We start from the raw sequence: 25,759 nt of genomic DNA on the forward strand, positions 1-25,759 counted from the left end.
AACACGGAAAGGCGCACGGCTCAGCGGGCTCAGCTGCCGTACAGTCTGACGCACAAGATTTTCGACGCCGGGCGCTCTCGGCCCAGCCATGGGGATTCACGTGCTCGACATTCACCACTTCAGTTACGGGTGGTTGACACCGATGCTGGCTTACATCATGTCCTTCACGGGGTCGCTGCTCGGTTTGCAGTGCGCCGCGCGGGCCAGGGCGGCCGAGGGCAGGGCGGGCTGGCTGGTGCTCGCCGCGTTCGCCATCGGCGGCACCGGGATCTGGGTCATGCATTTCATTGCGATGCTGGGCTTTTCGATCCGCGGCGCGGAGATTCGCTACGACGTCCCGCTCACCCTGCTCAGCGCGGTGACCGCGATCGTGGTGGTCGGCATCGGGCTGTTCGTCGTGGTGACGCCGCGGCCCACGCTGGTCGCGCTGTTCGCGGGCGGCGCCGTCACCGGTATCGGCGTGGCGGCCATGCATTACGTCGGCATGTTCGCGATGAAGTCGAGCGCGACCATCAGCTACGACCTGCCGATGGTGGCGCTCTCGGTCGTGGTCGCGGTGGTCGCCGCGACCGTGGCGCTGTGGTTCACGTTGCGGGTCAACGGTTTTCTGGCGACCACCGGCGCGGCCGGGATCATGGGCTTGGCCGTGTGCGGCATGCACTACACCGGCATGGCCTCGATGCACGCGCACAACGCCGGGCACGGCGGTCACGGCGAGCCGGTCGCGGGCACGGGGGCGATGCAGTTGCTCGCACCACTGATCGTCGGCATCAGCATCGTGACGATGGTGCTGCTGATCGCGGTGAGCCTCACCTCGATCGAGCGCGACATCGATCTGCCGCCGCTGCGCGCCGCCTCCGTCCGCCCGGCCGCCGACGACCTCGCGCCGACGCCGCCTCCGCGCCGTGCACCCGCCCGCCCCATCGCCGAGAAATTCACGCCCGCACCCCCGGTAATCATGCGACCCGCCGCCGAGAACCTCGCGCCCACACCGCCGACCCCCGCGCGACCGACCGCCGAAGATTTCGCGCCTGCCCCGGCGTCCAGCGCGCGACCAGCTGCCGAGAACCTCGCGCCCACACCGCCGCCGACAACCGCGCGACCCACTGCCGAGAATTTCGCGGCCACACCGCCGCCGACAACCGCGCGACCAGCTGTTCAGGACCTCGCGCCGACGCCACCACCGGGCGGGGTCACCAAGTGGCCCACCGTGGAGGATGTCGCGCCGACACCACCACCTCGATCGGAGTCGACTCCGGCCGCCGTCCCACCGGTCAACGGGACGCCCTACTGGCCGACGACCCGCGACGTGCCGCGCCGGAAGCAATAGCCGCCAGGGCCGAGCCGCACAACACCCGATCGAGACGACGCGCGGCGCACATCGGGCCGAGCGGCCACTCCGGAGGCCCCTGGCCTGCGCGGAAGCAGAAGGGTCATCGCGGACCAACGCAAGCACGGCAATCACCAGCCGATCCACGCACGGCCATCACATCGCGCACGCCCGATCATCATGAGCCGACCTGCCCACGACGTTTCGCGCCGAAAGTAGTACGGCGCTCACCTCGAATGCGCCGCACAACCTCGGGACAGAGGCGCGGCGTGCATCGGGCCGAGCGGCCCACGTCGGAGGACTCCCACCGGCTTCGGCGGAAGCATGCCGTCGCGGGCCGCCGCTCGCACGACCATCGCGAGCCGATCCAGGCACAGGGATCGCGTGTCGGCCCACTCGTACGACCACCGCCAGCCCACCCATGCATGACCGATTCGGGCCGACCCACGATGTCGCACCGGAAGGCGTCCGGCTGTCCCGAGACGAACCGGAAGCCCACCTTGTTCGAGACGGGGGCGCGTCAGCCCTCGCAGCCGAAGGCCGACTGCGGCGGTGCGCGTCGTGCTCATCCGACGGCCGGGTACCCCGGCAGACTGCTTGTGTGGCAGCCACTCCGATCAGCGCGCCGTGGGTCCGGACCGTCGACCTCGGCGACGAATTGCGGAAGGGCGTCGAAAGACTCCGCCGCCCGGACCTGCCGCGCCGCGTCCTGCCTGCGATCCGGCGGCACCTTGGGGCGGCGCCCGCCAGCACCGCGTACGCCTTCACGCTCTTCGTCACCTGGTGGACGCTGCGCGGCGTCGGTGAGGCGGTCCAGCACCGGCTGATCCTGTCCGCGTCCACGAATCTCGCCAATATGCGGCGTGATCCGGTGCAGGTGCTGGTGGCGTCCGCGTTCTGGACCGAGGGCGATTTCCCGTGGCTCACCATCCTCGGGTTCCTCGTGGTGATGGCGGCGGCTGAGCGTTGGCTCGGCACCGGCCGCTGGATTCTGTTGTTCGCCACCGGGCACATCGGCGCCACGCTGCTCACCGTCACCGGCATCTCCCGCGCCATCGATCGCGGCCTCATTCCGCTGCGCGTGGCGATCGCCCCTGACGTCGGCGCCAGCTATGGGTTCACCGCCGTGCTGGCCGCGATGGCGTTCCGGTTCCGCGGCATCGTCCGGGTGCTCTGGGCGACGACGCTCGTGATCGTGCTCGCCGCGGCGATCTGGCTCGGGCCGACCTTCACCGATTACGGCCACCTGTGCGCGGCCCTGATCGGCCTCACGGTCGGCGCCATCGCCGCCGCGTTCTGGACCCGCGTCGAACGCCGCCGCGCCGCGGCGTCGACCGCCGAGGCGAGCTAAGCGGCGACCGCGGGGCCAGGCTCGGGTCGCACCAAACTCACCAGCGGCTCCACCACTCGCGCCGCGATCGGGCCGAGCACCGCCATCAGCAGCACGTAGGCCGAGGCCAGCGGGGCCAGCTCGCTCGCGACCGCGCCCACGCTCACCGCCAATCCCGCGATGACGATCGAGAATTCGCCGCGCGGCACCAGCGCCGCCCCCGCCCTGGCCCGGCCCATCCGCCGGATGCCCTGCCTGCGCGCGGCCCACCATCCGGTCGCGACCTTGGTCGCCGTGGTCACCACGGCCAGCAGCACCGCCCAGCCGAGCACCGGCGGGATCGCGCGCGGGTCGGTGCTCAATCCGAAGGCGACGAAGAAGATGGCCGCGAACAGATCCCGCAGCGGCTCCAGCAGTTTCGCGGCCTGGTGCGCGGTCGATCCGGAGATCGCGATGCCGAGCAGGAACGCGCCGACCACCGCCGAGACGTTCAGCGCCGAGGCGGCGCCCGCCACCAGCAGCGCCGCACCGAGCAACTTGAGCAGAAACACCTCGTTGTCCGAGCTGTCCACGATCGACGAGACGTGACGTCCGAACCGCAGCGCCACGAGCAGCACCAGAGTGACCGTCACCAGCGCGAGACCGAGCGACCGCAGCCCACTCATGAAGCTCAGTCCCGCCAGCATGGTGGTGAGGATCGGCAGGTATATCGCCATAGCCAGGTCCTCGAACACCAGAATCGAGAGCACGACCGGAGTTTCGCGGTTGCCGAGCCGCCCGAGATCGTTGAGCACCTTGGCGACGATGCCCGAGGAGGAGATGTAGGTGACACCGCCCATGGTGATCGCGCCGATGACGCCCCAGCCGAGCAGCAGCGCCACCACCACGCCGGGGATCGCGTTGACGACGATGTCGACCAAGCCCGCGGGCCATGACCGCCGCAGACCGGTCATCAGCTCGGCGGCGGTGTATTCCAGGCCGAGCAGCAGGAGCAGCAGCACCACACCGATCTCGCCCGCGACATGGCCGAATTCATTGGCTTCGGCGAGCTCGATGAACCCGCCCGACCCGAACGCCAAGCCCCCCAGCAGATAGAGCGGGATCGGCGACATGCCGAACCGTCCCGCCACTCGCCCCAGCATGCCTAGAGCGAAGAACACCGCTCCGAGCTCGAGGAAAGCGAGCGCGGTCGTGCTCACAGGTCAACCGTGCGAGAGGATCTTCGCGGCGGCGTCCAAGCCGTCGGGAGTGCCCACGACTACGAGCAGATCATCTGCGGCGAAGGTGAAATCGGGTCCTGGCGAGGGGTGCAGCTGACCGGCGCGCATCACCGCGACGATCGAGACCTTGGTGCGGGTGCGCATCGCCGTTTCGCCGAGAGTGCGGCCCTCGTACGGCGAATCGTCGGCGATCGGCAGCTGCCGGGTGGTGATGCCGGGCAGGTCGCGATGGTCCTCGCGGAGTTCGGCCACCAGTTGCGGAGCGCCGAGCAGGTTGGCGAGCACCGCGGCCTCGTCGCTCGTCAGCGGCACCTGCGCGGCGCACGCGTCCGGGTCGTCGAGCTTGGAGACGATCAGATCGATGCCTCCGTCGCGGTGGTCGACCACGCCGATCCGGCGGCCCGACCGGGCCTCGAAGTCTTTGCGTACCCCGATACCGGGCAATGCGGTGACGTCGACGTTCACTCGTTCAGAGTAGCCCCAGCCAGGCGAAGTCCGTCCGAAGGATCGCGCACGGGTCCGTGGCCGCGGCCACCCGTCATCACTTCGGCGGACCCGCATGCGCTCGCGCGTGTGCTGTGATGAGGCGGTGAAGCAGTGGCACGCGTTGTCGGCGACCGCGCAGGACGTGCTGGTCGCGATCTTCGCGTTCGCCTTCGGGGCGTTCCTGTACCTGGCCGGCCTGTACCCGATGGCCGACGGAAGCGCCGACCAGCCGCTGCGCGTCCGGTTCGGTGTGCTCGCGCTGCTGTGCGCGACGACGCTGCTGCGCCGGCGAGCGCCGCTGGCGACACTGCTGGCGGGTTCGGTCCCGCTCGGAATCGATCTGGCACTGGGCGCGACGGTGCCGGTGTGGCTCATCTACTCGGATTCGATCTACGCGGCCGTCCTGTACGGCTCGCGCGCATTGTCGCGCTGGGTGGCGATCGGCTGCGCCGCGCTGACGACGGTGATCACGCTGGCGGTGTTCGCCGCGACCGGTGACTGGCGGGCGCTGGTGCTCTCGGTCGCCGCGGCGGCGGCCTTCGTCGGCACGCCGATCTGGTGGGGGCTGTCGGTGCGGACGCACAAGGAGATCGCCGAGGCCGAACGCGCGCGGGCCCAGGCGATGGCGCTGGTGGCCGAACTGGACCGGCGCGCGGCCATCACCGACGAGCGCAAGACGATGGCACGCGACCTGCACGACGTCATCGCGGGGCACCTCTCGGCCATCGCGATCCAGTCCGAGGCGGCGCTCGGCGAGCTGACCCGCCGGAATACCGATCCTGCGATGGCCGGGATCCTCGGATCGATCCGCGCCAACAGCGTCGGCGCGCTGCAGGAGATGCGCACCATGATCGGTCTGCTGCGCCGCGACGACGGAACAGAGGACGAGCCCGTCGCCCCGCGCACGCTGGCCCAGCTGCCGATCCTGGTGGACGCCGCCCGATCGGCGGGAACCGCGGTGCGCGTTGCCGATTCGCTCGACGGCACGGCGCTGCCCAGCGCGGTGGACCAGGCCGCCTACCGGATCATCCAGGAGGCCTTGACGAATGCGATGAAGCACGCGCCGGGCCAGCCGGTCGACATCGCAGTACGGGCCGATCCGGCGGCACTCGACGTCACGGTGCGCAATCCGGCATGCGCCGAGGCGGTTTCGTCCGAGCTCGCGAATTCCGCGGCACCGCACCGCGGCGTGATGAACATGCGCGAACGCGCCGCCGCACTGGGCGGAAGCTTCACCGCCGGACCGGAAGCGGGAGACTGGACGGTCCGTGCCCGGCTTCCCCTCGGCATGCCGATGCCGAGCGCCAGTGAGGCGCGGGCATGAGCGAACGCAGTGAGCGAATCATGTGGCAGGCCCCTCGGGGCATGTTGATGCCGAGCGCTGGCGAGGCTTCGGCATGACTCGAACAACGGAGGCGGCATGACGATTCGAGTGCTGATCGCCGACGATCACGGCGCGATTCGCGCGGGGTTGCGGATGATCCTGGACAGCGCAGAAGGCATCGAGGTGATCGGCGAGGCCGCCGACGGTGACATCGCGGTGGCCCAGGCCAGGGCACTGCGGCCCGATGTGGTGCTGATGGATGTGCGGATGCCGGGCGTGGACGGCCTCACCGCCACCGAACGCATCACCGCCGACGCGTTGGCGCGCGTGCTCGTCCTCACCACATTCGACTTGGACGAGTACGTCTTTCGCGCCTTGCGCGCGGGCGCGTCCGGGTTCGTGCTGAAATCCACGTCGGGACAAGCACTCGTCGACGCGGTGCGCGCGGTCGACGCGGGCGACGGGGTGCTGGCGCCGGAGGTCACCCGTGCCGTGATCGCCGCGTTCGCGTCCTCCGTCGCCGACGCCGAACCCGCCGCGCCGGACGGCTTCGCCGATCTCACCGAACGCGAACGCGAGGTGCTCGACTGCCTCGGCGATGGTCTGTCGAACGCGCAGATCGCGGCGCGGCTGTTCATCGGGGAGACCACCGTGAAGACCCACGTCTCGCGCGTGCTCACCAAACTCGGTGTGCGGTCCCGTGTTCAGGCCGCCATACTCGCGCGGCAGGCGCGCGAGCGCTGATCGGCGGGCTCACTCCGCCAGCGGCTCGAAGACGCCGTCCTGACCCGGCAGGTACTCCCCCACCGATGTGACGGCACTCACAGGAAGCGGTCCGTACAGGTGCGGGAAGAGCATCGACTCCGGATCCGTCGGCACGCCCGGCTCCCATTTCACCGGATCCACGAGCAGATTCGCGTCGATGCGCAACAGCACCAGGTCGCGCCGCCCGGCGAAGAGCCGGTTGGCGGGCAGGTGCACCTGCCACGTAGTGGAAAGGTGAACGAAGCCGACCTCAGCCAACGACGGTGGCCGGTGCTCGCCGGTTTGCCGAGCGTTGCGCCACTCAGGCAAAGTACACAGGTGAACCAGCGTGTGAGTGTCACAGGTCACGGGTAATCTCCCAACAGACCAACTGGATAGGCGTGTTCGTGGGGTGATCGAGTGCGATTCGATCCCCGACCTGGAATGTTCGCCATGAGCGAAATCCCAGGTCGTGTTAGAGAAAACACACAGAATCACTTGCGGGAACAATGCCCCCGTCCCGAACGTCTGACAGAGTAGTCATACCACTGCTGGGAAGTAGCGGTAGCGAGCTCGTGGTGAGTGACCACGGGCCCCACACCAGGTGAACGGACTGTAGTGCCGGGAGCCAGGACGGAGGAGTCATGCCAGGAACCCTGACAAGCACCCCACTGACCGCGGTCGATCGTTGCGACCGTTGCGGGGCGGCTGCCCGAGTGCGTGCCGTTCTGCCCGCAGGTGGAGAGTTGCTCTTCTGCCAGCATCACGCGAACGAACACATGGATCGGCTGCGTGAGCTCGAGGCCGTGATCGACACGGAGTCGGCTCCCGCCCTCTGACCTGTTTTCGCTTCCCGACACAACAGCATCGAACAACAGAACATGCCTTACCCGCAGCGGACGACGAATTGTCGCCCGCTGCGGGCATGTTCGAGAACATACGCGGCGAGCATCACTGCGCCCTAGGTCACATCAGTCGCCGTCGCGCTCCGTCAGAATCCCATCCAGCAGCCGGTCCACCCCGAACTCGAAAGCGCCGTCCGGATCCGCGGGCGCCTGGTACCGCTCCCCCACCGCCGCGCCGACCCGCGCCGCCAGGGGGAACTCCTCGACCGGCATGATCCGCGTCAGCTCCGGACCGTAGCGCTCCCACCATTGCGCGTCGGTGAGCTCCGCGGCGCCGCGGGCCGCGGCCACCGCCATCCGCGCGTTCCCGGTGGCGAACTCGGTCAGCACCGCGATCGCCCGGTCCATCGCCAGGTCCGTGAGCCCGATCCCCTCCAGGGCGGCCAGCTGACGTTCGTAACGCCGCATCCGCCCTGGACCGAGCACCGCCCGCCAGGGCGACACCTCCAGCAGCCACGGATGCGCGAGCACCTCGGCGCGCACCTGTCGCGCGATCGCGGCGATCCGCTCCCGCATGGGAAGCTCGGCGGGGATGGGCGCGTCCTCGGCGGCGACGGCGTCGACCATCAGCACGGCCAGAGCCTCCTTGCTCGGCACGTAGGTGTACAGACTCATCGGCCGCAGACCGAGCTCGGCCGCGACCGCGCGGATCGACACCTTCTCGTATCCGTCCCGATCGGCCAGCGCTATGGCGGCCGCTACGACGGCGTCGACGCTCACCGTCTGCTTCGGACCGCGCCCGCCCGCGCGCGGCGGCAGCGCCTGGCGCCAGAGCAGGTGCAGCAGCTGTTTCGCCTGATCGTGGTCGCTCTCCTGGGACAAGGGACTCCTCGGAACAAACCCGGTACGGTGTACGTTGTCACGATACTCCGTACGCCATACGATGATCTAGGGGTTCGCTCTGCCCAGCACACAGGCCACCTACCTGCCCGACCGCCATCTCTTCGCGCTGTGGACCTGGACGGGTCACGGCATCGGACGCGCTCCCACCGGTCTCGGCGACCGCGAGACACTCGCGCTGGCGGTGCCGACCGGCGCGCGCGGAGCGATCGAGATCACCGAGGTCGACTGCGCGATGATCCCGCCCGCCGAACTCGCCGCACTCGACTTGGCCTCGATCTCGGGGACGCCGGCGGGAACCGCGAACGCGATCGGCCCCGCCGAGGGCGGCGCCCCGACGACATCTAGGCGCCACACCGAGTCGGGTCCGTCGGAGACGTCGGAGGCGACGGAGGCGACGGAGGCGACGGAGGCGACGGAGGCGATCCTGGCGGAGACGCTCGACGCGCGGCGAATGCCCGACGCGGGCGCGTCCCTGCGGGCCTGGCACAACCTTCTGCGAGGCGGCGAACCTGTCGCACTGCCCGCGGCGGCCCACGCCGTACCGGACGCCTCGGGTACCGCGATCGTGTCCGACGCCCGCGCGTTGCGCACCCTGCTCGACACCGAGGCGGTGGCCGCGCACCTGGCGAAAACGCTGCACGCCGACCTGCGACCCTATCAAGCGCGGGGGGTCGGCTGGCTGACCGAGACCACCGCGGCCTTCGGCGGCGCGGTGCTCGCCGACGAGATGGGCCTCGGAAAGACCGTGCAGGCCATCGGTTTTCTGCTCGGCCGCGCGACCGAGGGCCCGCAACTCGTGGTCTGCCCGACCTCGCTGGTCGGGAACTGGGCACACGAGATCACTCGTTTCGCACCGGATCTGCGCCCGATCACCTGGCGCGGCGGTGAGCTGGCCGTGGGTCCCGGTGACGTTGTCGTGACGAGTTACCCGATCCTGCGGCTGCACGGCCACGTCCTCGCCGAACGCGACTGGGCGAGCGCGGTGTTCGACGAGGCGCAGGCGCTGAAGAATCCGCGCACCCAGGTCGCCAAGGCCGCCCGCGCACTCGCCAGCCCGGCGAAAGTCGCGCTGACCGGCACACCGGTGGAGAACCATCTGGAAGAACTGTGGGCGCTGCTGCATCTGGTCGCGCCGCGCCTGTTCGCCCATCGCGGGCAGTTCCGCCGCCGCTTCGTCCGGCCGATCCAGGAGGGTTCGGCCGCGGCCGCCGCCCGGCTGCGCGACACCATCGAACCGGTCGTGCTGGCGCGCAAGAAGTTCCAGGTCGCGGCCGCGCTGCCCGCGAAGATCCACACCGATCTGCTCTGCGATCTGACCGCCGAACAGGAACAGCTCTACGACCGGCTGCTGGATCGAGCCATCGACGACGGGTTCGGTTCCGGCGCGCAACGGCAGAGCCGAGTGCTCGCCGCGCTCACCGCGCTGAAGCAGGTGTGCAACCACCCCGGGTTGGTGAACGGTGACCTCGCCGAACTGCCCGGCCGCTCGGGCAAGCTGGATCTGTGCGCCGACATCGTGGCCACCAACCTCGAGACCGATTCGCCGACACTGATTTTCACCCAATACCGGCAGACCGGTGAACTGCTGGTCCGCCATCTGGCCGAACAGTTCGGCGTCACCGCGCCGTTCTTCCACGGCGGGCTGAACCAGGCCGAGCGCGCCGCGATCGTGCGCGACTTCCAGGCCGCGGACGGGCCGCCGGTGCTGGTGCTGAGCCTGCGGGCGGCGGGCACCGGCCTCACCCTGACCCGCGCCGCCGACGTCGTCCACTTCGACCGCTGGTGGAATCCGGCGGTGGAGGCGCAGGCCTCCGACCGGGCGCACCGCATCGGCCAGACCCGCACGGTCACCGTCACCACGCTCACCTCCGGCACCACCGTCGAGGAGCACATCGCGGGCATGCACGACCGCAAATCCGCGCTGACCGACCTCTCGGACTCGGCGGGCATCGCGGCGCTGGCCCGCCTCGACGACGACCAGCTCGTCGAGATCCTGCGGCGGAAGCGAGAGAACTGATGGCGGACAACGAATTCGGCTACACCGCCTGGGGCATGGACTGGGTGCGGCTCGCCGAGCCGCTGCGCCAGACCCGGCCGGAACCGCTGCTGCCCCGCGCCCGCAGCATCGCCCGCAATCACGGCGTCCAGGCGACCGTGGAGGGCCGCGTCGTGCGTGCCCACATCCATCGCGGCGGCCAGGCCTCGGTGGCCCACCTGGAGGTCGCGCCGCTGGCTCGTCGGACGGTGGCCGCGATCGCCGAGGTGGTCCCTGATCCGACGCTGCTGACCGACGAGACGCATCGTGAGCTCGTCGCGGCCGGTGTGCGTCCGGCGCCGGAGCTCGCGGCCGTCGACTGCTCGTGCTCCGCACGCGCGGATCGCTGCGTCCACGTGCTGGCGACGCTCTACGACATGGCGCGCCGGGTCGACGAGAACCCGCGGCTGGCACTGGAGGTCCGGGGGTATTTCGAAGCGGCGCACGGCGATTCGGAGATCAGCACCGAACAGCCGCGCTGGACGCCGATCAACACCCTCGACCCCGCCCGCTACTTCGAACCGGGCTGAGACCCGGTCACCTACACCGCGCCGACCACGGTGCGGGTGACGAGCGCCTATGTCGCGGCCTTCGGCGAAAGGCCGGGCTCGCCGGGCCGCTACTTCACCGGCTGAGCATCAGGCGTTGGTGCCGCTGTCCACGGTGAGAAACGCGCCGGTGATGCTGCGGCCCGCGGGTCCCGCCAGGAACGCGACGGCGGCGGCGACATCGTCGGCGGTCCCGAAGCGGCCGAGCGCGGTGAAACCGACCTGGGTCGGGGCGTGTTCGCCATCGGCCGGATTCATGTCGGTGTCGGTCGAACCCGGCTGCACCAGGTTCACGGTGATCGAGCGCGGTCCGAGTTCGCGCGCCAGCGCCTTGGTGAATCCGTTGAGCGCCGACTTGCTCAGGTTGTAGAGCGCGAGGCCGCCGAACGGGGCGTGATCGGTGAGATTGGTGCCGATGCTGATGATCCGGCCGCCCTCGGTCATGTACCCGACGGCGGCCTGGGCGGCGACGAACGCCGCGCGGGCGTGCACGTGCAGCGCCCGGTCGATCTCCTCGACCGTGAACTCCTCGAAGGGCTTGGCCGGGAAGATCCCGGCGTTGTTCACCAGCACGTCGAGTCTGCCCAGTTCCGCGGCGGCGCGGTGCACCGAGTCCGCCACCTCACCCGCGTCCGCGCTGTCGGCGCGCACGGCGATCGCGCGCCTGCCCAGCGCCTCGACCTCGGCGACCACGGATTTCGCGGCGATTTCCGCGCTCTGGTAGGTCAGCGCGACGTCCGCGCCCGCGGCGGCCAGCCGCCGGGCGATGGCCGCCCCGATCCCCCTGCTGCCGCCGGTCACCAGTGCCACCTTGCCTGTCAGGTCGCCCATCGGTACTCCTTCAATTTTTGTGTCGATCAGTACATAAATAGCTAAGCCGACGGTCCCCGCGCCGTCAAGGGCTATATTTAGCGATCGACACAGAAAGGAGTCCGCCGTGGCCGAACGGGGTCGTCCCCGGGCGTTCGACCGCTCGATCGCGCTGCGCCGGGCCATGGAGGTGTTCTGGGAGCACGGCTACGAGGGCGCGTCGATGAGCGATCTCACCGCCGCAATGGGCATCAACTCGCCCAGCCTCTACGCGGCCTTCAGTAGCAAGGAGGCGTTGTTCCTGGAGGCCATCGAGCTGTACGGCCGCACCGACGGCGGCCACACCGAGCGCGCCCTGCGCGAGGAGCCCACCGCCCGCGCCGCCATCGAGACGATGCTGCGCGACAATGCCGCGGCCTACACGGTCGAGGACAAACCGCACGGCTGCATGGTGGTACTGGCGGGCGGGACCTACACGCCCCGCAATACCGGCGTGCGCGACTTCCTCGCCGAAAAACGCAGGAAGGCCACCGACGACATCCACGCGCGCCTGCGCCGCGGGGTCGCCGAGGGCGATCTACCCGCGCGGACCGACACCGCGGCGCTGGCCGCGTTCTACACGACAGTGCTCTACGGACTATCCATCCAGGCCAGAGACGGCGCTGCACTGGACGAGCTCACCCAATCCATCGACTGCGCGATGGCGGCGTGGCCCGCGAACGAGCGCTGACGCACGGATTCAGCGCTGAGATCGCCGCGCGCGCAAACGCAATGCCGACGGCGTAATGCCCTACCGGCGACGCAAGGCGGCGATGCGGTCGCCGAGCTGTTCGGCGGTGGCCAGCGCGGTCGGCGGCCCGCCGCACTCGCGACGCAGCTCGCCGTGGATCACCCCGTGCGGTTTACCGGTGCGATGGTGGTGCATGGCCACCAGGCTGTTGAGTTCCTTGCGCAGCTCGCCGAGCCGGTCCGAGGTGGCCACCCGCTCGGCGGCGGCCGTGACCTGCGGCGCCGGCGTCGCGGGCTTCGCCTCACCGCGGTCGGCCAGCTGACGGGTCTGGCGATCACGCAGCAGCGCGCGCATCTGGTCGGCGTCGAGCAGGCCGGGAATACCCAGGTAGTCGGCCTCCTCGTCGCTGCCGGCGAACGTCGCGGTGCCGAACGAGGAGCCGTCGTAGATCACCTGGTCGAGTTCGGCGTCCGCGGCCAGCGCGATGAACTTCTTCTCGTCCTCGCCGGGCTCGTCCTTCTGCTTGGCCGCATCGACGAGCAGCTCGTCGTCCAAGCCGTTCTTCTCCCGGTGCGGCTTGCCGATGACGTGATCGCGCTGCACCTCCAGCTGCGCGGCCAGATCGAGCAGCACAGGCACCGAGGGCAGGAACACGCTGGCCGTCTCGCCCGCGCGGCGCGCACGCACGAAACGACCGATGGCCTGGGCGAAATAGAGCGGCGTCGAGGCGCTGGTCGCGTAGACGCCGACGGCGAGGCGCGGCACGTCGACGCCCTCGGACACCATGCGGACCGCGACCATCCAGGGCTGGGTGTTGTTGCTGAACTCGGCGATCCGGTTCGAGGACGCGGGATCGTCGGAGAGCACAAGCGCCGGCCGCTCGCCCGAGATGTGTTCGAGCAGTTCGGCGTAGTCGCGGGCACGCTCTTGATCGGTGGCGATCACCAGACCGCCCGCGTCGGGCATGCCGGAGGCGCGCTTCTGGCGCAGCCGGATGTCGGCGGCACGCAGCACCGCGGAGATCCAGTCGCCCGCGGGGTCCAGCGCGGTGCGCCAGGCGCGCGCGGTCTGTTCCGCGCTCAGCGGCTCGCCGAGGCGGGCGGAGTGCTCCTCGCCCGCGCTGTCGCGCCAGTGCGCGTCACCGGAGTAGGCCAGGAAGACCACGGGACGCACGACGCCGTCGGCCAGCGCCTCGGCGTAACCGTAGGCGTGGTCGGCGCGCGACTTCGGGAAACCGGATTCGTCGGGCTCGTAGGTGACGAACGGGATCTGGCTGTCGTCGGACCGGAACGGCGTACCGGTCAGCGCCAGCCTGCGGGTCGCGTCGCCGAACGCCTCGGCCGCCGCGTCGCCCCAGCTCTTGGCGTCGCCCGCATGGTGGATCTCGTCGAGAACGACGAGCGTCCTGCGGTTTTCGGTGCGCACCCGGTGCCGGGACGGATGCGAGGCGACCTGCGCGTAGGTGACGACCACGCCGTGGTAATCGCCGGAGGTGCCACCGGTGGCGTTGGAGAAACGCGAGTCCAGCTGGATGCCGTTGCGGGCCGCCGAGGACGCCCACTGGTGCTTGAGGTGTTCGGTGGGCGCGACCACGGTGATCTGGTCCACGGTGCGATCGGCGAGCAGCTCGGCCGCCACTCGCAGCGCGAAGGTGGTCTTACCCGCGCCTGGCGTCGCCACGGCGAGGAAGTCGCGGGGCTTCGTGGCCAGGTACTTCGTGAGTGCGCGCCGCTGCCACGCGCGTAGCGAACCACCCCCGGATGCCGGCTTTCCCGAATCGCCCGGCGTCGCTCCATCTCCCGCCGCAGCGCCATCCGACCCAGTCACGCAGAAGACAGTAGCGGCCGGGGACGGCGTGTCGCCAAACCGACGCGACGGTCGCGATCCGCATCACACAATCACCGCGCATTGCCCCGTGTTCACCTGATGCCCGCCGACACGATGCGGGGACGGACCGGTGCGCGAGCACCGAGTGCGCGATGCTGTAGTCACGATGACCGACGACAGACTCCTACCCGCGAGCGGGCCCGAGCCGATCCACAGCGGTGGTGCGGGCGCGCCCCCGCGCGGCGCTGGTGTCGTCGTCCGGCGGATCCGGCACGCCGGGCGGCAGAGTCGCAGGCTCGTCGTCCGGGTCGCCACGAAGGCATGGGACGATTCGATCTTCGCCAAGTCGGCGGCGGCCGCGTTCTGGCAGACCTTGTCGCTGGCCCCGCTGCTGCTGGGGGTGCTCGGCAGTCTCGGTTACGTCGGCGGCTGGTTCGGGCCCGACACCGTCGAGATCGTGGAATCCAAGATCATCACGTTCAGTCGCGAGCTGTTCAGCGAGGCCGTGGTGACCGACCTGATCGAACCGACCGTCGGCGACGTGCTCGGCCGCGGGCGCGGCGCGGTGGTGTCGATCGGCTTCGTGCTCTCCCTGTGGGCCGGATCCTCTGCCATGGCGACGTTCGTCGACGCGATCGTGGAGGCGCACGACCAGCAAGACGCCAGGCACCCGGTGTGGCAGCGGATCTTCGCGCTGCTGCTCTACGTGCTGTTCCTGGTGGCGGCAGTCTTCATCCTCCCGCTCGTCGCGCTCGGGCCCGCGATGATCGGCCGGGTACTGCCCGACGCGTGGCGGGAGACGGGCTTGCGGCTGCTGGACAGCTTCTACTATCCCGGCGTCGGTCTGCTGCTCATCGTGGGCCTGACCACGCTGTACAAACTGGCGCTACACCGCACGCTGCCCTGGCACCGGCTGTTCGGCGGGGCGCTGGTGGCGGGCGTGTTCTTCATGGCGGCCAGCGAGGGACTGCGCCGGTATCTGTCCTGGATCACCGCGACCGGCGTGAGCTACGGCGCGCTGGCGACGCCGATCGCGTTCCTGCTGTTCACGTTTTTCCTCGGCTTCGCGGTGATCCTCGGCGCCGAATTCAACGCCGCGGTGCAGGAGTTCTGGCCCGCCCGCGCGACGCGCATCGAGCAGATGAAGGAATGGATCTCCAACCAGGTGCGCGGCGAGACGCCGGACGAGGAGGCCGAGGCCGACGCCGCGAGCCGCACGGAATCGGCGCGTGGGATCACCCCGGCCACGCGGGACGCGGTGCGCAGCTCGAGGTGATCACTGCGCAGCTCAGGTAGTCATGCGCAGCTCGGGGTAGTCGCGCGGTGCGACGCGGCGGACTCAGTCGCCCTTGCGCAGGGTCTCGTATACCTTCTTGCACTCCGGGCAGACCGGCGAACCGGGCTTGGGCGATCGGGTCACCGGGAACACCTCGCCGCACAGGGCAACCACCACAGTGCCCATGACGGCGCTCTCGGCGATCTTTTCCTTCTTCACGTAGTGGAAGAACTTCGGGGTGTCGTCGCCCGTCGTCTCGTCGGTGGTCGTATCCGGGCGAACCAGGGTGTCGGTACTCACGGATTCCATGATGCCGTATGACGACCTCTTGGCGCGCCCGCGCCCGGCTGCGGTGACGAATAGACCTCGGTGTATGCGCCGGGAACACCGGAGTGGAAGACTCGGGGTATGCAGCAGCACGGCGACTCCCCCGACGCCGACGACATCGGCCGCGGTGTTCGCCCGGACGTCACACCCCCCGCTCCGCCACCCTCGCGGGGTTACTTCCCCGGCAGCGACGAGAAGCACCCGGTGCTCATCACCGAAGCAGCGCCCTCGCTGGAGGATCAGCATCGCGCGCGGGTGCGCAGGTACACGATCCTGATGGCGTTCCGCATTCCCGCGCTGGTGCTGGCCGCGGTCGCCTACAGCGCGTGGGGCAGCGCCCTGATCTCGCTGCTCATCATCGGCGCGTCCATTCCGCTGCCATGGATCGCGGTGCTCATCGCCAACGACCGCCCGCCGCGGCGCAAGGACGAACCAAGCCGCTGGGACCGCCCGCGCAGGGCTATCGAATCCCAGCCGCACAACGCCATCGACGGGTGATTCCGATCAGGCGACCGGCCTGCGGATGACGATCGACATCAGCGCCGCCAGCCCGCACAGCGTGCCCGCCACATACCAGGCCGTGTCGTAGCTGCCCTGGAGGTCGCGAAGCAGACCCGCGCCGGTCGCCGCGATCGCCGAACCGATCTGGTGCGAGGCGAAGACCCAGCCGAAGGCCACCGGACCGTCCGCACCGAACAGCTCACGGCACAGCGCGACCGTCGGCGGCACGGTCGCGATCCAGTCCAGTCCGTAGAAGATCACGAAGACCCACATGCTCGGCTCGGTGTGCGGCGCGAACAGCGAGGGCAGGATGAGCAGCGACGCGCCGCGCAGGGTGTAGTAGGCCAGCAGCAGATAGCGCGGGTCGACACGATCGGTCAGCCACCCGGAGGCGATGGTGCCCGCCACGTCGAACACCCCGACCAACGCGAGCAGTCCGGCCGCCGTGGTCGACGGCATCCCGTGATCGTGCGCCGCACTGACGAAATGGGTGCCGACCAGGCCGTTGGTCGACGCGCCGCACACCGCGAAACCGCCCGCGAGCAACCAGAATCCGCGCGTGCGCGCGATCCGCGCCAGCACGGTGAGCGCCCGCGTCGCGCCGCCGCTCGCGGTCGTGCGCATCCCGACCGCCGATCCCTGTTCCGCGCCGTACGCCGAAACGCCCATGTCACTGGGGAAATCGCGGATGAACAAGAGCACCAGCGGCGCCACCGCCAGCGCCGCACCGGCCACCACCAGCGCGGGCAGCCGCCAGCCGTGCTCGTGCGCCAGCGCCGAGACCAGCGGAAGAAAGATCAGCTGGCCGGTCGCGCCCGCAGCCGTCAGCACGCCGGTGACCAGGCCGCGGTGCCGCACGAACCAGCGCCCGGTGATCGTCGCCACGAACGGCATCGACATCGAGCCGACACCGACGCCGACCAGCAACCCCCAGGTGGCGACCAGTTGCCAGGCCTGCGTCATGAAGACGGTCAACCCGCTGCCCGCCGCGACAAGCACCAGCGCGCAGGCCACCACCCTGCGGATGCCGAACTTGTCCATCAGCGCCGCCGCGAACGGCGAAATGAGCCCGTACAGCAGCAGATTCAGCGAGACCGCCAGCCCGATGGTGCCGTGCGACCAGCCGAACTCCGCGTGCAGCGGATCCATCAGCACGCTCGGCACCGAGCGGAACGCGGCCGCGCCGAGCAGCGCGACGAAACCGACCGCCGCGACGCCCCACGCGGGATGCCACCGCGGCGGCACCGGATCGATGGGCTCGGCGGGGGCGATGCGCAGTTCGGTCACCCGCTGAGACTGCCGGAAAACCGCACACCGAACGAGTGGCACGAATGCCACAGAACGTCGAGATACCGCCAAATCGGTTCGACAGCCCACCGGCCGCGCCCTACTGTGTCCGGGGCACGGCAGCGCGATCGCGTGCGCCGTCGCCAGATATCACGTCGGCGGTCGCGGGCACGTCCCGCGCGGCACAGGAGACAACATGATTCGCTGGGTCTGGGCGTTCCTCGACCGTCCCGCACAACGTTTCGACGACTGCGCGGCCTTCTGGTCGACCGTCACCGGCACCCAGCTCTCGCCGCGCCGCGGCGACGACGACCAATTCCTCACGCTGCTGCCCGATCCCGCGCTCTTCGCCGCGGCCGGGGTCAAGATGCAGTCGGTGCAGGGCCTGGCCGGCGTGCACTTGGATTTCGACGTCGACGACATCGCGTCCGCGGTGCGCACCGCGCTGGACCTGAACGCCGAGCTGGTCGCCAACCACCCGGATTACGCGGTGCTCCGCTCGCCGTCCGGCCAGATCTTCTGCTTCACCCCGAGCGGCCGTGCCAAGGGCCGCCCCGCCCCCGCCTTCCGCGCCCCCGACGGCACGCTGACTCGCCTCGACCAGGTCTGCCTGGATATCGGCGGCGCCGATCACGCAGTGGAGACGCGTTTTTGGGCCGATCTCACCGGATGGCGGCACACCCCGGGTCGCCTGGCCGAGTTCTCTCGCCTGCGCGCCGAGGAGACGCTGCCGGTCCAGCTGCTGCTGCAACGCCTCGGCGAGGATCGCCCGGCGAGCGCCCACATCGATCTGGCCTCTTCCGATATCGAGGCCACCGCCGCCTGGCACCAGTCGCTCGGCGCCGGCCTGGTGCAGCGCCACGAGCACTGGATCGTGATGACCGATCCGGCCGACGCGGTGTACTGCATCACCGGCCGCGATCCGAACGGCGTGTGATCCGCACCCGAGTTCGACCCGCACCGCCCTCCGGTGACACGGGCGACAGGGTGCGGATGCCCGCCGGTAGCGGTGGCAGAGTACCGGTGTGCCTACGAACCAGACGACCACCGGATCCCTGCTCACCGCCCTGTGCCCGGAGCTGCGGACGGCGCTGACCCGCGTCGGCTACGACGCCGACACCCTGCTGTCGGCGCTGGGTCCGGACGTGCACGCCGCGCTTGGCCGTTCCGAGCCGGTGCCGGTGCGGCGGGCCGCGCGCGCTGCCGGTGAACTCGGCACGCTGATCCGGCTGCTGCTGCTCGGCGACGCCATGCCCGAGCGGGAGGTGGCGGCGGCGCTGGCGCCGGTGGACGTCGACCGGGCTGTCACGGCAGGCCTGTTGGCGCGCGACGGCGACGAGGTCCGCGCGGCGCTCGACCTCCGTCCGCTGGACGCGGGCGAGGGCAACCGCTGGATCCTGTCGGATCTGGACGACTCCATGCGCAGGCGCACCCTCACCGAGGAGCACGTGCTCGGCGTCGGTCACGCGTCGCTGTCGCTGCTGCGCGCCACACCCACCCGGCCCGTCGGCTCGGTCCTCGACCTCGGCACCGGCTGCGGTGTGCAGGCGGTGCACGCCGCGTCCTATGGGCGCACCGTCACCGCGACCGACGTGAACCCGCGTGCGCTGTGGCTCGCCGAGGCGACCGCCGCGCTGAACGGCATCGACATCGAACTGCTCGAGGGTTCCTGGTTCGAACCGGTGGCCGGGCGGCGCTTCGACCAGGTGGTCGCGAATCCCCCCTTCGTCGTCGGGCCCGCGCGTATCGAGCACACCTACCGTGATTCGGGACTCGCGCTGGACGGGGCCAGCGAACTGGTCGTCTCCCGTGCGCCGGAGCTGCTCGCGCCCGGCGGCACCGCGGCCATGCTGGCGGCCTGGGTGCACGTCGACGGCGAGGACTGGCGCCAGCGCGTCTCCTCCTGGTTACCCGCCGAGGGCGTCGACGCCTGGGTGGTGCAGCGTGACGTCGCCGATCCCGCGCTCTACGTCGGCACCTGGCTGCGCGACGCGGGCCTCGACCCGCGCGATCCTGCGGCGCAGGCCCGCGCCGAACAGTGGCTGGACGCCTTCGCGGCCGCCGATGTGGCGGGCATCGGCTTCGGCTTCGTCTATCTGCGCGCCATCGACGGCCCCACCGAACTGCTCGCCGAGGACTTGGCGCACGGCTTCGACGACCCGCTCGGCGCCGAGGCGAGCGCCTATTTCGAGCGCTCGGCCTGGCTGCGCGCGGTGGCCGGGAACGAAAACCTCGCCTGGTCCGCACGTTTCGCGGTCGGGGAGGCGACCGCGCTGGAGCGGGTGTTCCTCGCGGGAGCCGAGGGCTGGGAGGAACGCGTCGCGCGGCTGCACCGCGGCGACGGTCCGCGCTGGCAGCACGAGGTGGATGAGACGACGATCTCGCTGGTCGCGGGAATGCGGCCGGACGGGCTGCCGTTGTACGAGCTGATCGAACTGCTGGCGCTTGCCCACGGATTCGAGGAGGTGACGCCGGAGTTCGCGGCCGACGCGCTGACCGTGGTCGCCGGACTGGTCCGGCACGGGTTGATCGCGCCCGTGTAAGCACGGGGCAACCGGGTACGCGTCGGCGGAGGCATCGGACAGGGAGCCGTTCCCACCCGCGGGGGTTCTCAGGAACTTCTCAGACGTAGGTGCCCGAAACCGCAGTTCAGATGCGGTTTATCGGGGTGCGAGCGGGGAACTTTCTCTCTGTCGGGTCCGTTGATCGGAGTGAGACACCACCGACAGGAGGCAAGTCATGACCAGCCCCGCCACCACTCGAGTGCGCACCAGCGAATCGGACCTCGACGCCCAGAGCCCTGCCGCCGACTTGGTACGCGTGTACCTGAACGGAATCGGCCGCACTGCGCTGCTCACGGCTGCCGACGAGGTCGAGCTGGCCAAGCGCATCGAGGCGGGCCTCTACGCCCAGCATCTGCTGGAAACGGGCAAGCGGCTTTCCGCCGGCCGGAAGAAGGATCTCGCCATCGTCGTGCGCGACGGTCAGTCCGCACGGGCGCACCTGCTCGAAGCCAACCTGCGCCTCGTGGTCTCGCTCGCCAAGCGCTACACCGGCCGCGGCATGCCGCTGCTCGACCTCATCCAGGAGGGCAATCTCGGCCTGATCCGGGCCATGGAGAAGTTCGACTACGCCAAGGGCTTCAAGTTCTCGACGTACGCCACCTGGTGGATCCGGCAGGCGATCACCCGCGGCATGGCCGATCAGAGCCGCACCATCCGGCTGCCCGTCCACCTCGTGGAGCAGGTGAACAAGCTGGCCAGGATCAAGCGCGAGCTGCACCAGCAGCTGGGCCGCGAAGCGACCGACGAAGAGCTGGCCAACGAGTCGGGCATCCCGGTCGACAAGATCTCCGATCTGCTCGACCACAGCCGCGACCCTGTGAGCCTGGACATGCCGGTCGGCAACGACGAAGAGGCGCCGCTGGGCGACTTCATCGAGGACTCCGAGGCCACCTCGGCCGAGTCCGCGGTGATCGCCGGACTGCTGCACCACGACGTGCGCAGTGTGCTCGCCACCCTGGACGAGCGGGAACAGCAGGTCATCCGCCTGCGCTTCGGCCTCGACGACGGTCAGCCCCGCACCCTGGATCAGATCGGCAAGCTCTTCGGTCTGTCCCGCGAGCGGGTGCGTCAGATCGAGCGTGAGGTCATGGCGAAGCTGCGCAAGGGCGAGCGGGCCGACCGCCTGCGGGCCTACGCCAGCTGACCCATCGACGCCGGGTGTTTCCGAGGCGCCCCGGCGTCCGACTTGGTGGCCGACGCGTCACCGCACAGACGCCGGCCGGTGTCCGCGCGACCCGCCCCCTCCGGGTCCCGCGCGAACCGGTCGGCGAACTCTTGCTCAGGCCGGATCGACGGCGACGTCGTAGTCGACAGTGTCGCCTTCCACCGAGGTCACCGTGACGGTAAGACCGAGCGTGTCACCGCCCGCCGTCAAGGTGCAGCGCATGGTCGTGCCGACCTTGCCCGCCAAATCGCCCGGGCAATCGATCGCGTCGGGCGTCTGCCCGACCTGCTCGGTCAATGTCTGCTTCACCGACTTCTCCAGCTCGCTCTCCTTCACCTCGGGCGTGGTGGAACCGATCTCCACCGAGCAACCCGCGGCCAAGAACGCGATGAACAACCCGGCAAGGGCAATGGCTTTCATGTCGACACGAACCTCTCTGGTCGAATCCTTCGGATCTTCACCAGATCGGGTGCCGCACAACGGCCGTTAACGACGAGGGCCCTCAACTCCGATCGCCAGCGGACCCGCGCGGCGCGACGCTCACGCCAACCGCCGCGGACCGACGTCGAACCGGCTCGGCTCGGGACCGATGCGGCCGCGCGCATAGAGGATCTCCGCCGAGGCCGGTGACGCCAATACCGGATCGAAGGACAGCTCGCGCATTTCCGGGATGTCGTCGAACAGCGCCGAAATGCGTTGGGCCAGTTCGGCGAGCGTGGCCTTGTCCACCCGCGGGCTAGCGGGCGTACCGGACAGCAGCGGGGCAGCGCGCGGCGCGTCGATCAGGGCCGCCGCCTCGTCGCTGGTCAGCGGGAGCGCACGATAGGCACGGTCGCCGAGCATTTCGATGATCATGCCGGACAAGCCGAATTCGATCACCGATCCGAACGACGGGTCGTCCTGGACGCGCAGGATGCAGCCGACGCCTTTGGTCGCCATCTTCTGAATGTGCAGCACCGGATCACCGCAGACCTCCACCAGGTCGGTGTAGGCCTGCCGCACCGCCTCCGGTCGCCACAGGTCCAGGCGCACGCCGGTCAGATCCGGTCTGCGCCGCCACATCTCCCCGGTGGCCTTCGCCGCCACCGGATATCCCAGTTCTTCGGCCGCGGCCACCGCCTGCTCGGCGTCGCGCACCTCACGGAACTCGACCACCTGGATGCCATAACAGGTGAGCAGTTCGGCGGCCTCCAGATCGGTCAACCAGCGACCGCCGGAATCACCCATCCACCGCGCCACCAGTCCCCTGGCCCGCTCGGTGTCGATCCCGTCCGGTCGTACCACCGCCGAGGCCGGTTTGTCGCGCCACTCCGCGTAGCGGCGGACCCTGGCCAGCGCCCGCGCCGCCCGTTCGGGATCCGGATACGACGGAATTGATCCGCGCAACGCCATTCCGCCCTGGCCGCGCACCGCGAGCAGATGCGGGATGCCCTGCTCGGCGATGAAGGTGGTGAGAATCGGCTTTGCCGCCTCGGGCACCGCCGCCGCGGCGGACCGGATAGCGTCGGCGAACCCGGCCATCGGGAGCGGCACCGGCGGCGCGAAAACCACGATGACGGAATCGATCTCGGTGGAGCGCAGGGCCTCGACCACGGCGTCGAGGTAGGCGCCCGGCGTCGCCTGCGGACCCAGATTCACCGGTTCGGCCACGTCAAGGCCCTCGCCACGGGCCGCGTCGACGGCCAGCCAGCTCAGCGCGGTGCTGTTGCTGATCACCGCCAGCCGCGACCCGCCGGGCAACGGCTGATAGCCGAGCAGCGCGGCACAGTCGAACAACTCCGAGATCGAGTCCACCTGCACGATGCCCGCCTGCGCGAACAGATCTCGCACGATCGAGCGATCCATGTCGCGCGGCGGCTGGCTGCGCCCCGCCTGACGCCCGCTGCTCACCGCGACGATCGGTTTGCTGCGCGCCACGCGGCGCGCGATCCGCGAGAACTTGCGCGGGTTACCGAAACTCTCCAGGTACAACAGGATCACGTCGGTGTCGGGCGCGGTGTCCCAGTACTGGAGCAGGTCGTTGCCTGAGACGTCGGCGCGGTTGCCCGCCGAGACGAACGTGGAGAGCCCCAGGTTCCGCGCGGCGGCCTCGCCGAGAATGGCGGCGCCCAACGGGCCGGACTGACAGAAGAACCCGATCCGCCCGCGCGCGGGCAGCACCGGCGCCAGCGTCGCGTTCAACGACACCGCCGGATCGGTGTTCGCGATGCCGAGCGCGCTGGGGCCGACCACCCGCATGCCGTGCACCCTGGCGGCCGCCACCAGGTCGCGTTCGGCGGCGAGGCCCTCCGGACCGGTCTCGCCGAAACCGGCGGTGAGTACCACCAGGCCCTTGACGCCCTTGGCCATACAGTCGTCGAGAACCGAGTCGATCGCCGCGGCGGGCACCGCGACCACCGCAAGGTCCACTTCGTCGGGAATCTCGCGCACGGTGGCGTAGGCGCGAACCCCGCGCACCGACTTGCGCGTGGGGTTGACCGGGTACACCGGCCCCTGGAACACACCCGACAGCAGGTTCGCCAGCACCACCCCGCCGACCCGGCCTGCGGCGGGCGTGGCGCCGATCACCGCGACCGAACCGGGCGCGAGCAGATTCCCGACGCTGCGCGCCTCGGACGCGCGTTCGCGCGAATCCCGCACGGACACCAAGGCTTCGGTGGGATCGATGGCGAACTCCAGGTGCAGCACCGAGCCGTCTCTGCTGCGCTCGACCTGATAGCCCGCCTCCCGGAACACGGTGACCATCACGGTGTTCTCGGCGAGCACCTCGGCGACGAAGGTCTCGATCTTGCTCTCCGCCGCGGCGCCGGCCAGGTGCTCGAGCAGGATGGAGCCGAGTCCGCGACCCTGGTGCTCGTCGGCCACCACGAAGGCGACCTCGGCCGAGCGGGGGCCGGTGCGGTCCAGCAGTTCGTAGCGGCCCACCGCGATGATCTGCTCACCGAGCTCCACCACCAACCCGACCCGGTTGTGATAGTCGAGGTGGGTGGTCCGGTACAGGTCTTTGGGCGAGATGCGCGGGTAGGGGCCGAAATACCGCAGGTATCTGGTGCGGTCGGAGAGCGCGGCGTGGAAGTCCTGGAGCTGGTCGCCATCCTCGGGGGTCACCGGCCGCAGCCGCACCACCCCGCCGTCGGAGGCCAGCACGTCGGCGAACCAGTGCTGCGGCGGCGGGGGCGGCGTCGCGGGGGTGGACGGAGAGTCCGGGACGGGGATCTGCTCAGTCACGGGGGTCCTCCGGATCCAAGCCGAGCAATCCGAAGCTGGCTCGGCGCGTTGCCAATACGGCCGTGTCGACGGCCCGCTGCGCCCGATCGGCGCGCGCGTCTCCAGTCTCCCCGGTTCCGCCGGGCCCGTCCCACGGACGGTATGTGATGTCGCCCCCTTCCCCCATGGTGCGCGGCGGCTCCGTGTTCGGCGCCACGGCGCGAACCATATCGATCCACGCCTGCGGCACCGCGGTTTCCGGCGCGATGTCACGGTCCAGCGCGGTGGCCAGCAGGTGGGTCCAGGATCGTGGCACCACCCGGACCAGGCCGTAACCGCCACCGCCGAGCGCGAGCCAGCGCCCTTCCGCGTATCGGTCGGCGAGATCGCGCATGGCGCGGAACGCCGCGCGCTGCCCATCCACGGTGAGTTCCATATCGGCGAGCGGGTCCTCGCGGTGGGTGTCGACACCGCACTGACTCACCACGATCTGCGGCCGGAAAGCCGCCACCGCGCCGGGCACCACAGCGTGGAAACCGCGCAGCCACTGGGCATCCCGGGTGCCGGGCAGCAGCGCGAGGTTGATCGCGGTGCCGTCGGCCGCGCCGACGCCGGTCTCCTCGGGCCAGCCGGTGTTGGGCCACAGGGTCGCCGGGTGCTGATGAATCGAGACGGTCAGCACCCGCGGGTCCGTGTAGAAGACGCGCTGCACCCCGTCGGCATGGTGCACGTCGACATCGAGGTAGGCGATGCGGTCGAAACCGTGCTCGAGCAACCAGGAGATCGCCACGGCCGCATCGTTGTATATGCAGAAGCCCGACGCGGTCGAGGCCATCGCGTGGTGCATGCCGCCGCCGATGCTGACCGCCCGCCGGGTGCGGCCCTCGGCGATCTCCCGCGCCGCGGCGAGCGTGCCGCCGACGATGATCGAGGCCGCCTGGTGCATGCGCGGGAACACCGGGTTGTCCGGCGAGCCGAGACCGTAAGGCGGGGCGAGTGGCTCGTCAGGGGGCGCGACCGCGTGCTCGACCGCCTCGATGTAGTCGGCTGTGTGGACGCGCAGCAGATCGCCGCGGTCCGCGGGCGCCGGCTCGAGCCGCTCGACACCATCGAGCAATCCCAGGCTTTCGGCCAGCGCCATGGTGAACTTCAGGCGCGCCGGTTTCATGGGGTGCTCCGGCGTCCAGCTGTAGTCGAGGAAGCGATCGCTCCACACGACGGTGCCCGAACTCCGGTGCGCCCCTGGTTCGCGGGACGATGCCGAGGGTGCAGTGGCCATGCTCGCAACGGTACGCGGGAA

General features: G+C 70.1%; 24 protein-coding genes. 13 read left to right on the forward strand and 11 right to left on the reverse strand.

The genetic code is table 11. The features are described from left to right. The first annotated feature begins 100 nt into the window (after nucleotides 1-100). Both AB0H50_RS01000 and AB0H50_RS01005 read left to right on the forward strand, forming a co-directional pair. Nucleotides 101-1,330: an MHYT domain-containing protein gene (locus AB0H50_RS01000; protein ID WP_357444738.1), complete on the forward strand. Its 1,230-nt coding sequence runs from the start codon at nucleotides 101-103 to the stop codon at nucleotides 1,328-1,330. Nucleotides 1,331-1,931: 601 nt separating this feature from the next. Beyond that, on the forward strand, nucleotides 1,932-2,681 hold the full coding sequence (locus AB0H50_RS01005; protein ID WP_357444741.1) for a rhomboid-like protein: 750 nt from the start codon (nucleotides 1,932-1,934) through the stop codon (nucleotides 2,679-2,681). Here the strand turns inward: AB0H50_RS01005 and AB0H50_RS01010 are convergent. Together AB0H50_RS01010 and AB0H50_RS01015 are read right to left on the reverse strand one after the other, a co-directional pair. After that, nucleotides 2,678-3,859 (reverse strand): cation:proton antiporter, encoded by a 1,182-nt coding sequence (locus AB0H50_RS01010; protein ID WP_357444744.1) that lies wholly within the window; start codon nucleotides 3,857-3,859, stop codon nucleotides 2,678-2,680. The two genes, AB0H50_RS01005 and AB0H50_RS01010, sit on opposite strands and share 4 nt — an antisense overlap. A 3-nt stretch (nucleotides 3,860-3,862) precedes the next feature. Next, entirely contained in the window at nucleotides 3,863-4,345 is a 483-nt protein-coding gene (locus tag AB0H50_RS01015) for a cation:proton antiporter regulatory subunit (RefSeq protein ID WP_357444747.1), read from the reverse strand. 124 nt (nucleotides 4,346-4,469) lie between these two features. On the opposite strand from AB0H50_RS01015, the gene AB0H50_RS01020 reads away from it, so the two are divergent. Further along, nucleotides 4,470-5,690: a histidine kinase gene (locus AB0H50_RS01020; RefSeq protein WP_357444750.1), complete on the forward strand. Its 1,221-nt coding sequence runs from the start codon at nucleotides 4,470-4,472 to the stop codon at nucleotides 5,688-5,690. A 96-nt stretch (nucleotides 5,691-5,786) separates the two neighbouring features. Then, a complete protein-coding gene (locus AB0H50_RS01025; RefSeq protein WP_357444753.1) occupies nucleotides 5,787-6,434 on the forward strand; it encodes a response regulator transcription factor in 648 nt (215 codons plus the stop codon). Nucleotides 6,435-6,443: 9 nt separating this feature from the next. On the opposite strand, the gene AB0H50_RS01030 is transcribed toward AB0H50_RS01025, so the two are convergent. Then, on the reverse strand, nucleotides 6,444-6,803 hold the full coding sequence (locus AB0H50_RS01030; protein ID WP_357444756.1) for a DUF952 domain-containing protein: 360 nt from the start codon (nucleotides 6,801-6,803) through the stop codon (nucleotides 6,444-6,446). 275 nt (nucleotides 6,804-7,078) lie between these two features. Between AB0H50_RS01030 and AB0H50_RS01035 the strand changes: the two genes are divergently transcribed. Beyond that, entirely contained in the window at nucleotides 7,079-7,273 is a 195-nt protein-coding gene (locus AB0H50_RS01035; protein ID WP_029903635.1) for a hypothetical protein, read from the forward strand. 132 nt (nucleotides 7,274-7,405) lie between these two features. On the opposite strand, the gene AB0H50_RS01040 is transcribed toward AB0H50_RS01035, so the two are convergent. Then, nucleotides 7,406-8,161 (reverse strand): TetR/AcrR family transcriptional regulator C-terminal domain-containing protein, encoded by a 756-nt coding sequence (locus AB0H50_RS01040; protein WP_357444758.1) that lies wholly within the window; start codon nucleotides 8,159-8,161, stop codon nucleotides 7,406-7,408. 472 nt (nucleotides 8,162-8,633) lie between these two features. Here AB0H50_RS01040 and AB0H50_RS01045 point away from each other — a divergent pair, with 472 nt between their 5' ends. Both AB0H50_RS01045 and AB0H50_RS01050 read left to right on the forward strand, forming a co-directional pair. Further along, nucleotides 8,634-10,199, forward strand: coding sequence for a DEAD/DEAH box helicase (locus AB0H50_RS01045; RefSeq protein ID WP_357447143.1), 1,566 nt, complete (start codon nucleotides 8,634-8,636; stop codon nucleotides 10,197-10,199). Beyond that, nucleotides 10,199-10,747, forward strand: a complete 549-nt coding sequence (locus AB0H50_RS01050; RefSeq protein WP_357444760.1) for a hypothetical protein — start codon at nucleotides 10,199-10,201, stop codon at nucleotides 10,745-10,747. The genes AB0H50_RS01045 and AB0H50_RS01050 overlap by 1 nt, the downstream gene beginning before the upstream one ends. 108 nt (nucleotides 10,748-10,855) lie before the next feature. On the opposite strand, the gene AB0H50_RS01055 is transcribed toward AB0H50_RS01050, so the two are convergent. After that, nucleotides 10,856-11,596 (reverse strand): SDR family oxidoreductase, encoded by a 741-nt coding sequence (locus tag AB0H50_RS01055; RefSeq protein WP_357444762.1) that lies wholly within the window; start codon nucleotides 11,594-11,596, stop codon nucleotides 10,856-10,858. A gap of 106 nt (nucleotides 11,597-11,702) precedes the next feature. Between AB0H50_RS01055 and AB0H50_RS01060 the strand changes: the two genes are divergently transcribed. Continuing rightward, nucleotides 11,703-12,305 carry a helix-turn-helix domain-containing protein gene (locus AB0H50_RS01060; RefSeq protein ID WP_357444765.1) on the forward strand — a complete coding sequence of 201 codons (603 nt, stop codon included), beginning with the start codon at nucleotides 11,703-11,705 and terminating at the stop codon, nucleotides 12,303-12,305. A 60-nt stretch (nucleotides 12,306-12,365) separates the two neighbouring features. On the opposite strand, the gene AB0H50_RS01065 is transcribed toward AB0H50_RS01060, so the two are convergent. Continuing rightward, nucleotides 12,366-14,015 (reverse strand): DEAD/DEAH box helicase, encoded by a 1,650-nt coding sequence (locus AB0H50_RS01065; protein ID WP_357447146.1) that lies wholly within the window; start codon nucleotides 14,013-14,015, stop codon nucleotides 12,366-12,368. Nucleotides 14,016-14,298: 283 nt separating this feature from the next. On the opposite strand from AB0H50_RS01065, the gene AB0H50_RS01070 reads away from it, so the two are divergent. Further along, a complete protein-coding gene (locus AB0H50_RS01070; protein ID WP_357444768.1) occupies nucleotides 14,299-15,408 on the forward strand; it encodes a YihY/virulence factor BrkB family protein in 1,110 nt (369 codons plus the stop codon). A 63-nt stretch (nucleotides 15,409-15,471) separates the two neighbouring features. Here the strand turns inward: AB0H50_RS01070 and AB0H50_RS01075 are convergent, their stop codons facing one another. Further along, the gene (locus AB0H50_RS01075) at nucleotides 15,472-15,708 is read right to left on the reverse strand and encodes a DUF3039 domain-containing protein (RefSeq protein ID WP_169812280.1); all 237 of its coding nucleotides are present in this window, start codon (nucleotides 15,706-15,708) and stop codon (nucleotides 15,472-15,474) included. A 108-nt stretch (nucleotides 15,709-15,816) separates the two neighbouring features. Here AB0H50_RS01075 and AB0H50_RS01080 point away from each other — a divergent pair, with 108 nt between their 5' ends. Beyond that, a complete protein-coding gene (locus AB0H50_RS01080) occupies nucleotides 15,817-16,233 on the forward strand; it encodes a DUF3099 domain-containing protein (RefSeq protein ID WP_357444771.1) in 417 nt (138 codons plus the stop codon). A gap of 6 nt (nucleotides 16,234-16,239) precedes the next feature. Here the strand turns inward: AB0H50_RS01080 and AB0H50_RS01085 are convergent, their stop codons facing one another. Then, nucleotides 16,240-17,514: an MFS transporter gene (locus tag AB0H50_RS01085; protein ID WP_357447149.1), complete on the reverse strand. Its 1,275-nt coding sequence runs from the start codon at nucleotides 17,512-17,514 to the stop codon at nucleotides 16,240-16,242. A gap of 205 nt (nucleotides 17,515-17,719) precedes the next feature. Here AB0H50_RS01085 and AB0H50_RS01090 point away from each other — a divergent pair, with 205 nt between their 5' ends. The 3 genes from AB0H50_RS01090 (at nucleotide 17,720) to AB0H50_RS01100 (ending at nucleotide 21,231) form a co-directional block, all read left to right on the forward strand. Next, complete coding sequence (locus tag AB0H50_RS01090; RefSeq protein ID WP_357444774.1) at nucleotides 17,720-18,460, forward strand: VOC family protein; 741 nt, start codon at nucleotides 17,720-17,722, stop codon at nucleotides 18,458-18,460. An 88-nt stretch (nucleotides 18,461-18,548) separates the two neighbouring features. Beyond that, entirely contained in the window at nucleotides 18,549-20,066 is a 1,518-nt protein-coding gene (locus tag AB0H50_RS01095; protein WP_357444777.1) for a methyltransferase, read from the forward strand. A 196-nt stretch (nucleotides 20,067-20,262) separates the two neighbouring features. Next, nucleotides 20,263-21,231 carry a sigma-70 family RNA polymerase sigma factor gene (locus tag AB0H50_RS01100; protein ID WP_357444780.1) on the forward strand — a complete coding sequence of 323 codons (969 nt, stop codon included), beginning with the start codon at nucleotides 20,263-20,265 and terminating at the stop codon, nucleotides 21,229-21,231. A 135-nt stretch (nucleotides 21,232-21,366) separates the two neighbouring features. Here AB0H50_RS01100 and AB0H50_RS01105 read toward each other — a convergent pair whose 3' ends face one another. From AB0H50_RS01105 to AB0H50_RS01115, 3 genes are all read right to left on the reverse strand, one after another. After that, entirely contained in the window at nucleotides 21,367-21,672 is a 306-nt protein-coding gene (locus AB0H50_RS01105; protein ID WP_357444783.1) for a DUF4333 domain-containing protein, read from the reverse strand. A gap of 120 nt (nucleotides 21,673-21,792) precedes the next feature. Further along, nucleotides 21,793-24,480 carry a GNAT family N-acetyltransferase gene (locus AB0H50_RS01110; RefSeq protein ID WP_357444786.1) on the reverse strand — a complete coding sequence of 896 codons (2,688 nt, stop codon included), beginning with the start codon at nucleotides 24,478-24,480 and terminating at the stop codon, nucleotides 21,793-21,795. Continuing rightward, nucleotides 24,473-25,738: an acetoin utilization protein AcuC gene (locus AB0H50_RS01115; protein ID WP_357444789.1), complete on the reverse strand. Its 1,266-nt coding sequence runs from the start codon at nucleotides 25,736-25,738 to the stop codon at nucleotides 24,473-24,475. The genes AB0H50_RS01110 and AB0H50_RS01115 overlap by 8 nt, the downstream gene beginning before the upstream one ends. Nucleotides 25,739-25,759: the final 21 nt, after the last annotated feature.

The organism is Nocardia sp. NPDC050793 (assembly GCF_040654065.1).
In the GTDB taxonomy this organism is placed as follows: Bacteria; Actinomycetota; Actinomycetes; order Mycobacteriales; family Mycobacteriaceae; genus Nocardia.

Bases quoted from the DNA above. Each gene is read 5' to 3' on its own strand.
- AB0H50_RS01025 (WP_357444753.1), top strand. From the start codon at position 5,787: ATGACGATTCGAGTGCTGATCGCCGACGATCACGGCGCGATTCGCGCG.
- AB0H50_RS01035 (WP_029903635.1), top strand. From the start codon at position 7,079: ATGCCAGGAACCCTGACAAGCACCCCACTGACCGCGGTCGATCGTTGC.
- AB0H50_RS01045 (WP_357447143.1), top strand. From the start codon at position 8,634: ATGCCCGACGCGGGCGCGTCCCTGCGGGCCTGGCACAACCTTCTGCGA.
- AB0H50_RS01050 (WP_357444760.1), top strand. From the start codon at position 10,199: ATGGCGGACAACGAATTCGGCTACACCGCCTGGGGCATGGACTGGGTG.
- AB0H50_RS01055 (WP_357444762.1), bottom strand. From the start codon at position 11,596: ATGGGCGACCTGACAGGCAAGGTGGCACTGGTGACCGGCGGCAGCAGG.
- AB0H50_RS01070 (WP_357444768.1), top strand. From the start codon at position 14,299: ATGACCGACGACAGACTCCTACCCGCGAGCGGGCCCGAGCCGATCCAC.
- AB0H50_RS01080 (WP_357444771.1), top strand. From the start codon at position 15,817: ATGCAGCAGCACGGCGACTCCCCCGACGCCGACGACATCGGCCGCGGT.
- AB0H50_RS01090 (WP_357444774.1), top strand. From the start codon at position 17,720: ATGATTCGCTGGGTCTGGGCGTTCCTCGACCGTCCCGCACAACGTTTC.
- AB0H50_RS01100 (WP_357444780.1), top strand. From the start codon at position 20,263: ATGACCAGCCCCGCCACCACTCGAGTGCGCACCAGCGAATCGGACCTC.
- AB0H50_RS01105 (WP_357444783.1), bottom strand. From the start codon at position 21,672: ATGAAAGCCATTGCCCTTGCCGGGTTGTTCATCGCGTTCTTGGCCGCG.
- AB0H50_RS01115 (WP_357444789.1), bottom strand. From the start codon at position 25,738: ATGGCCACTGCACCCTCGGCATCGTCCCGCGAACCAGGGGCGCACCGG.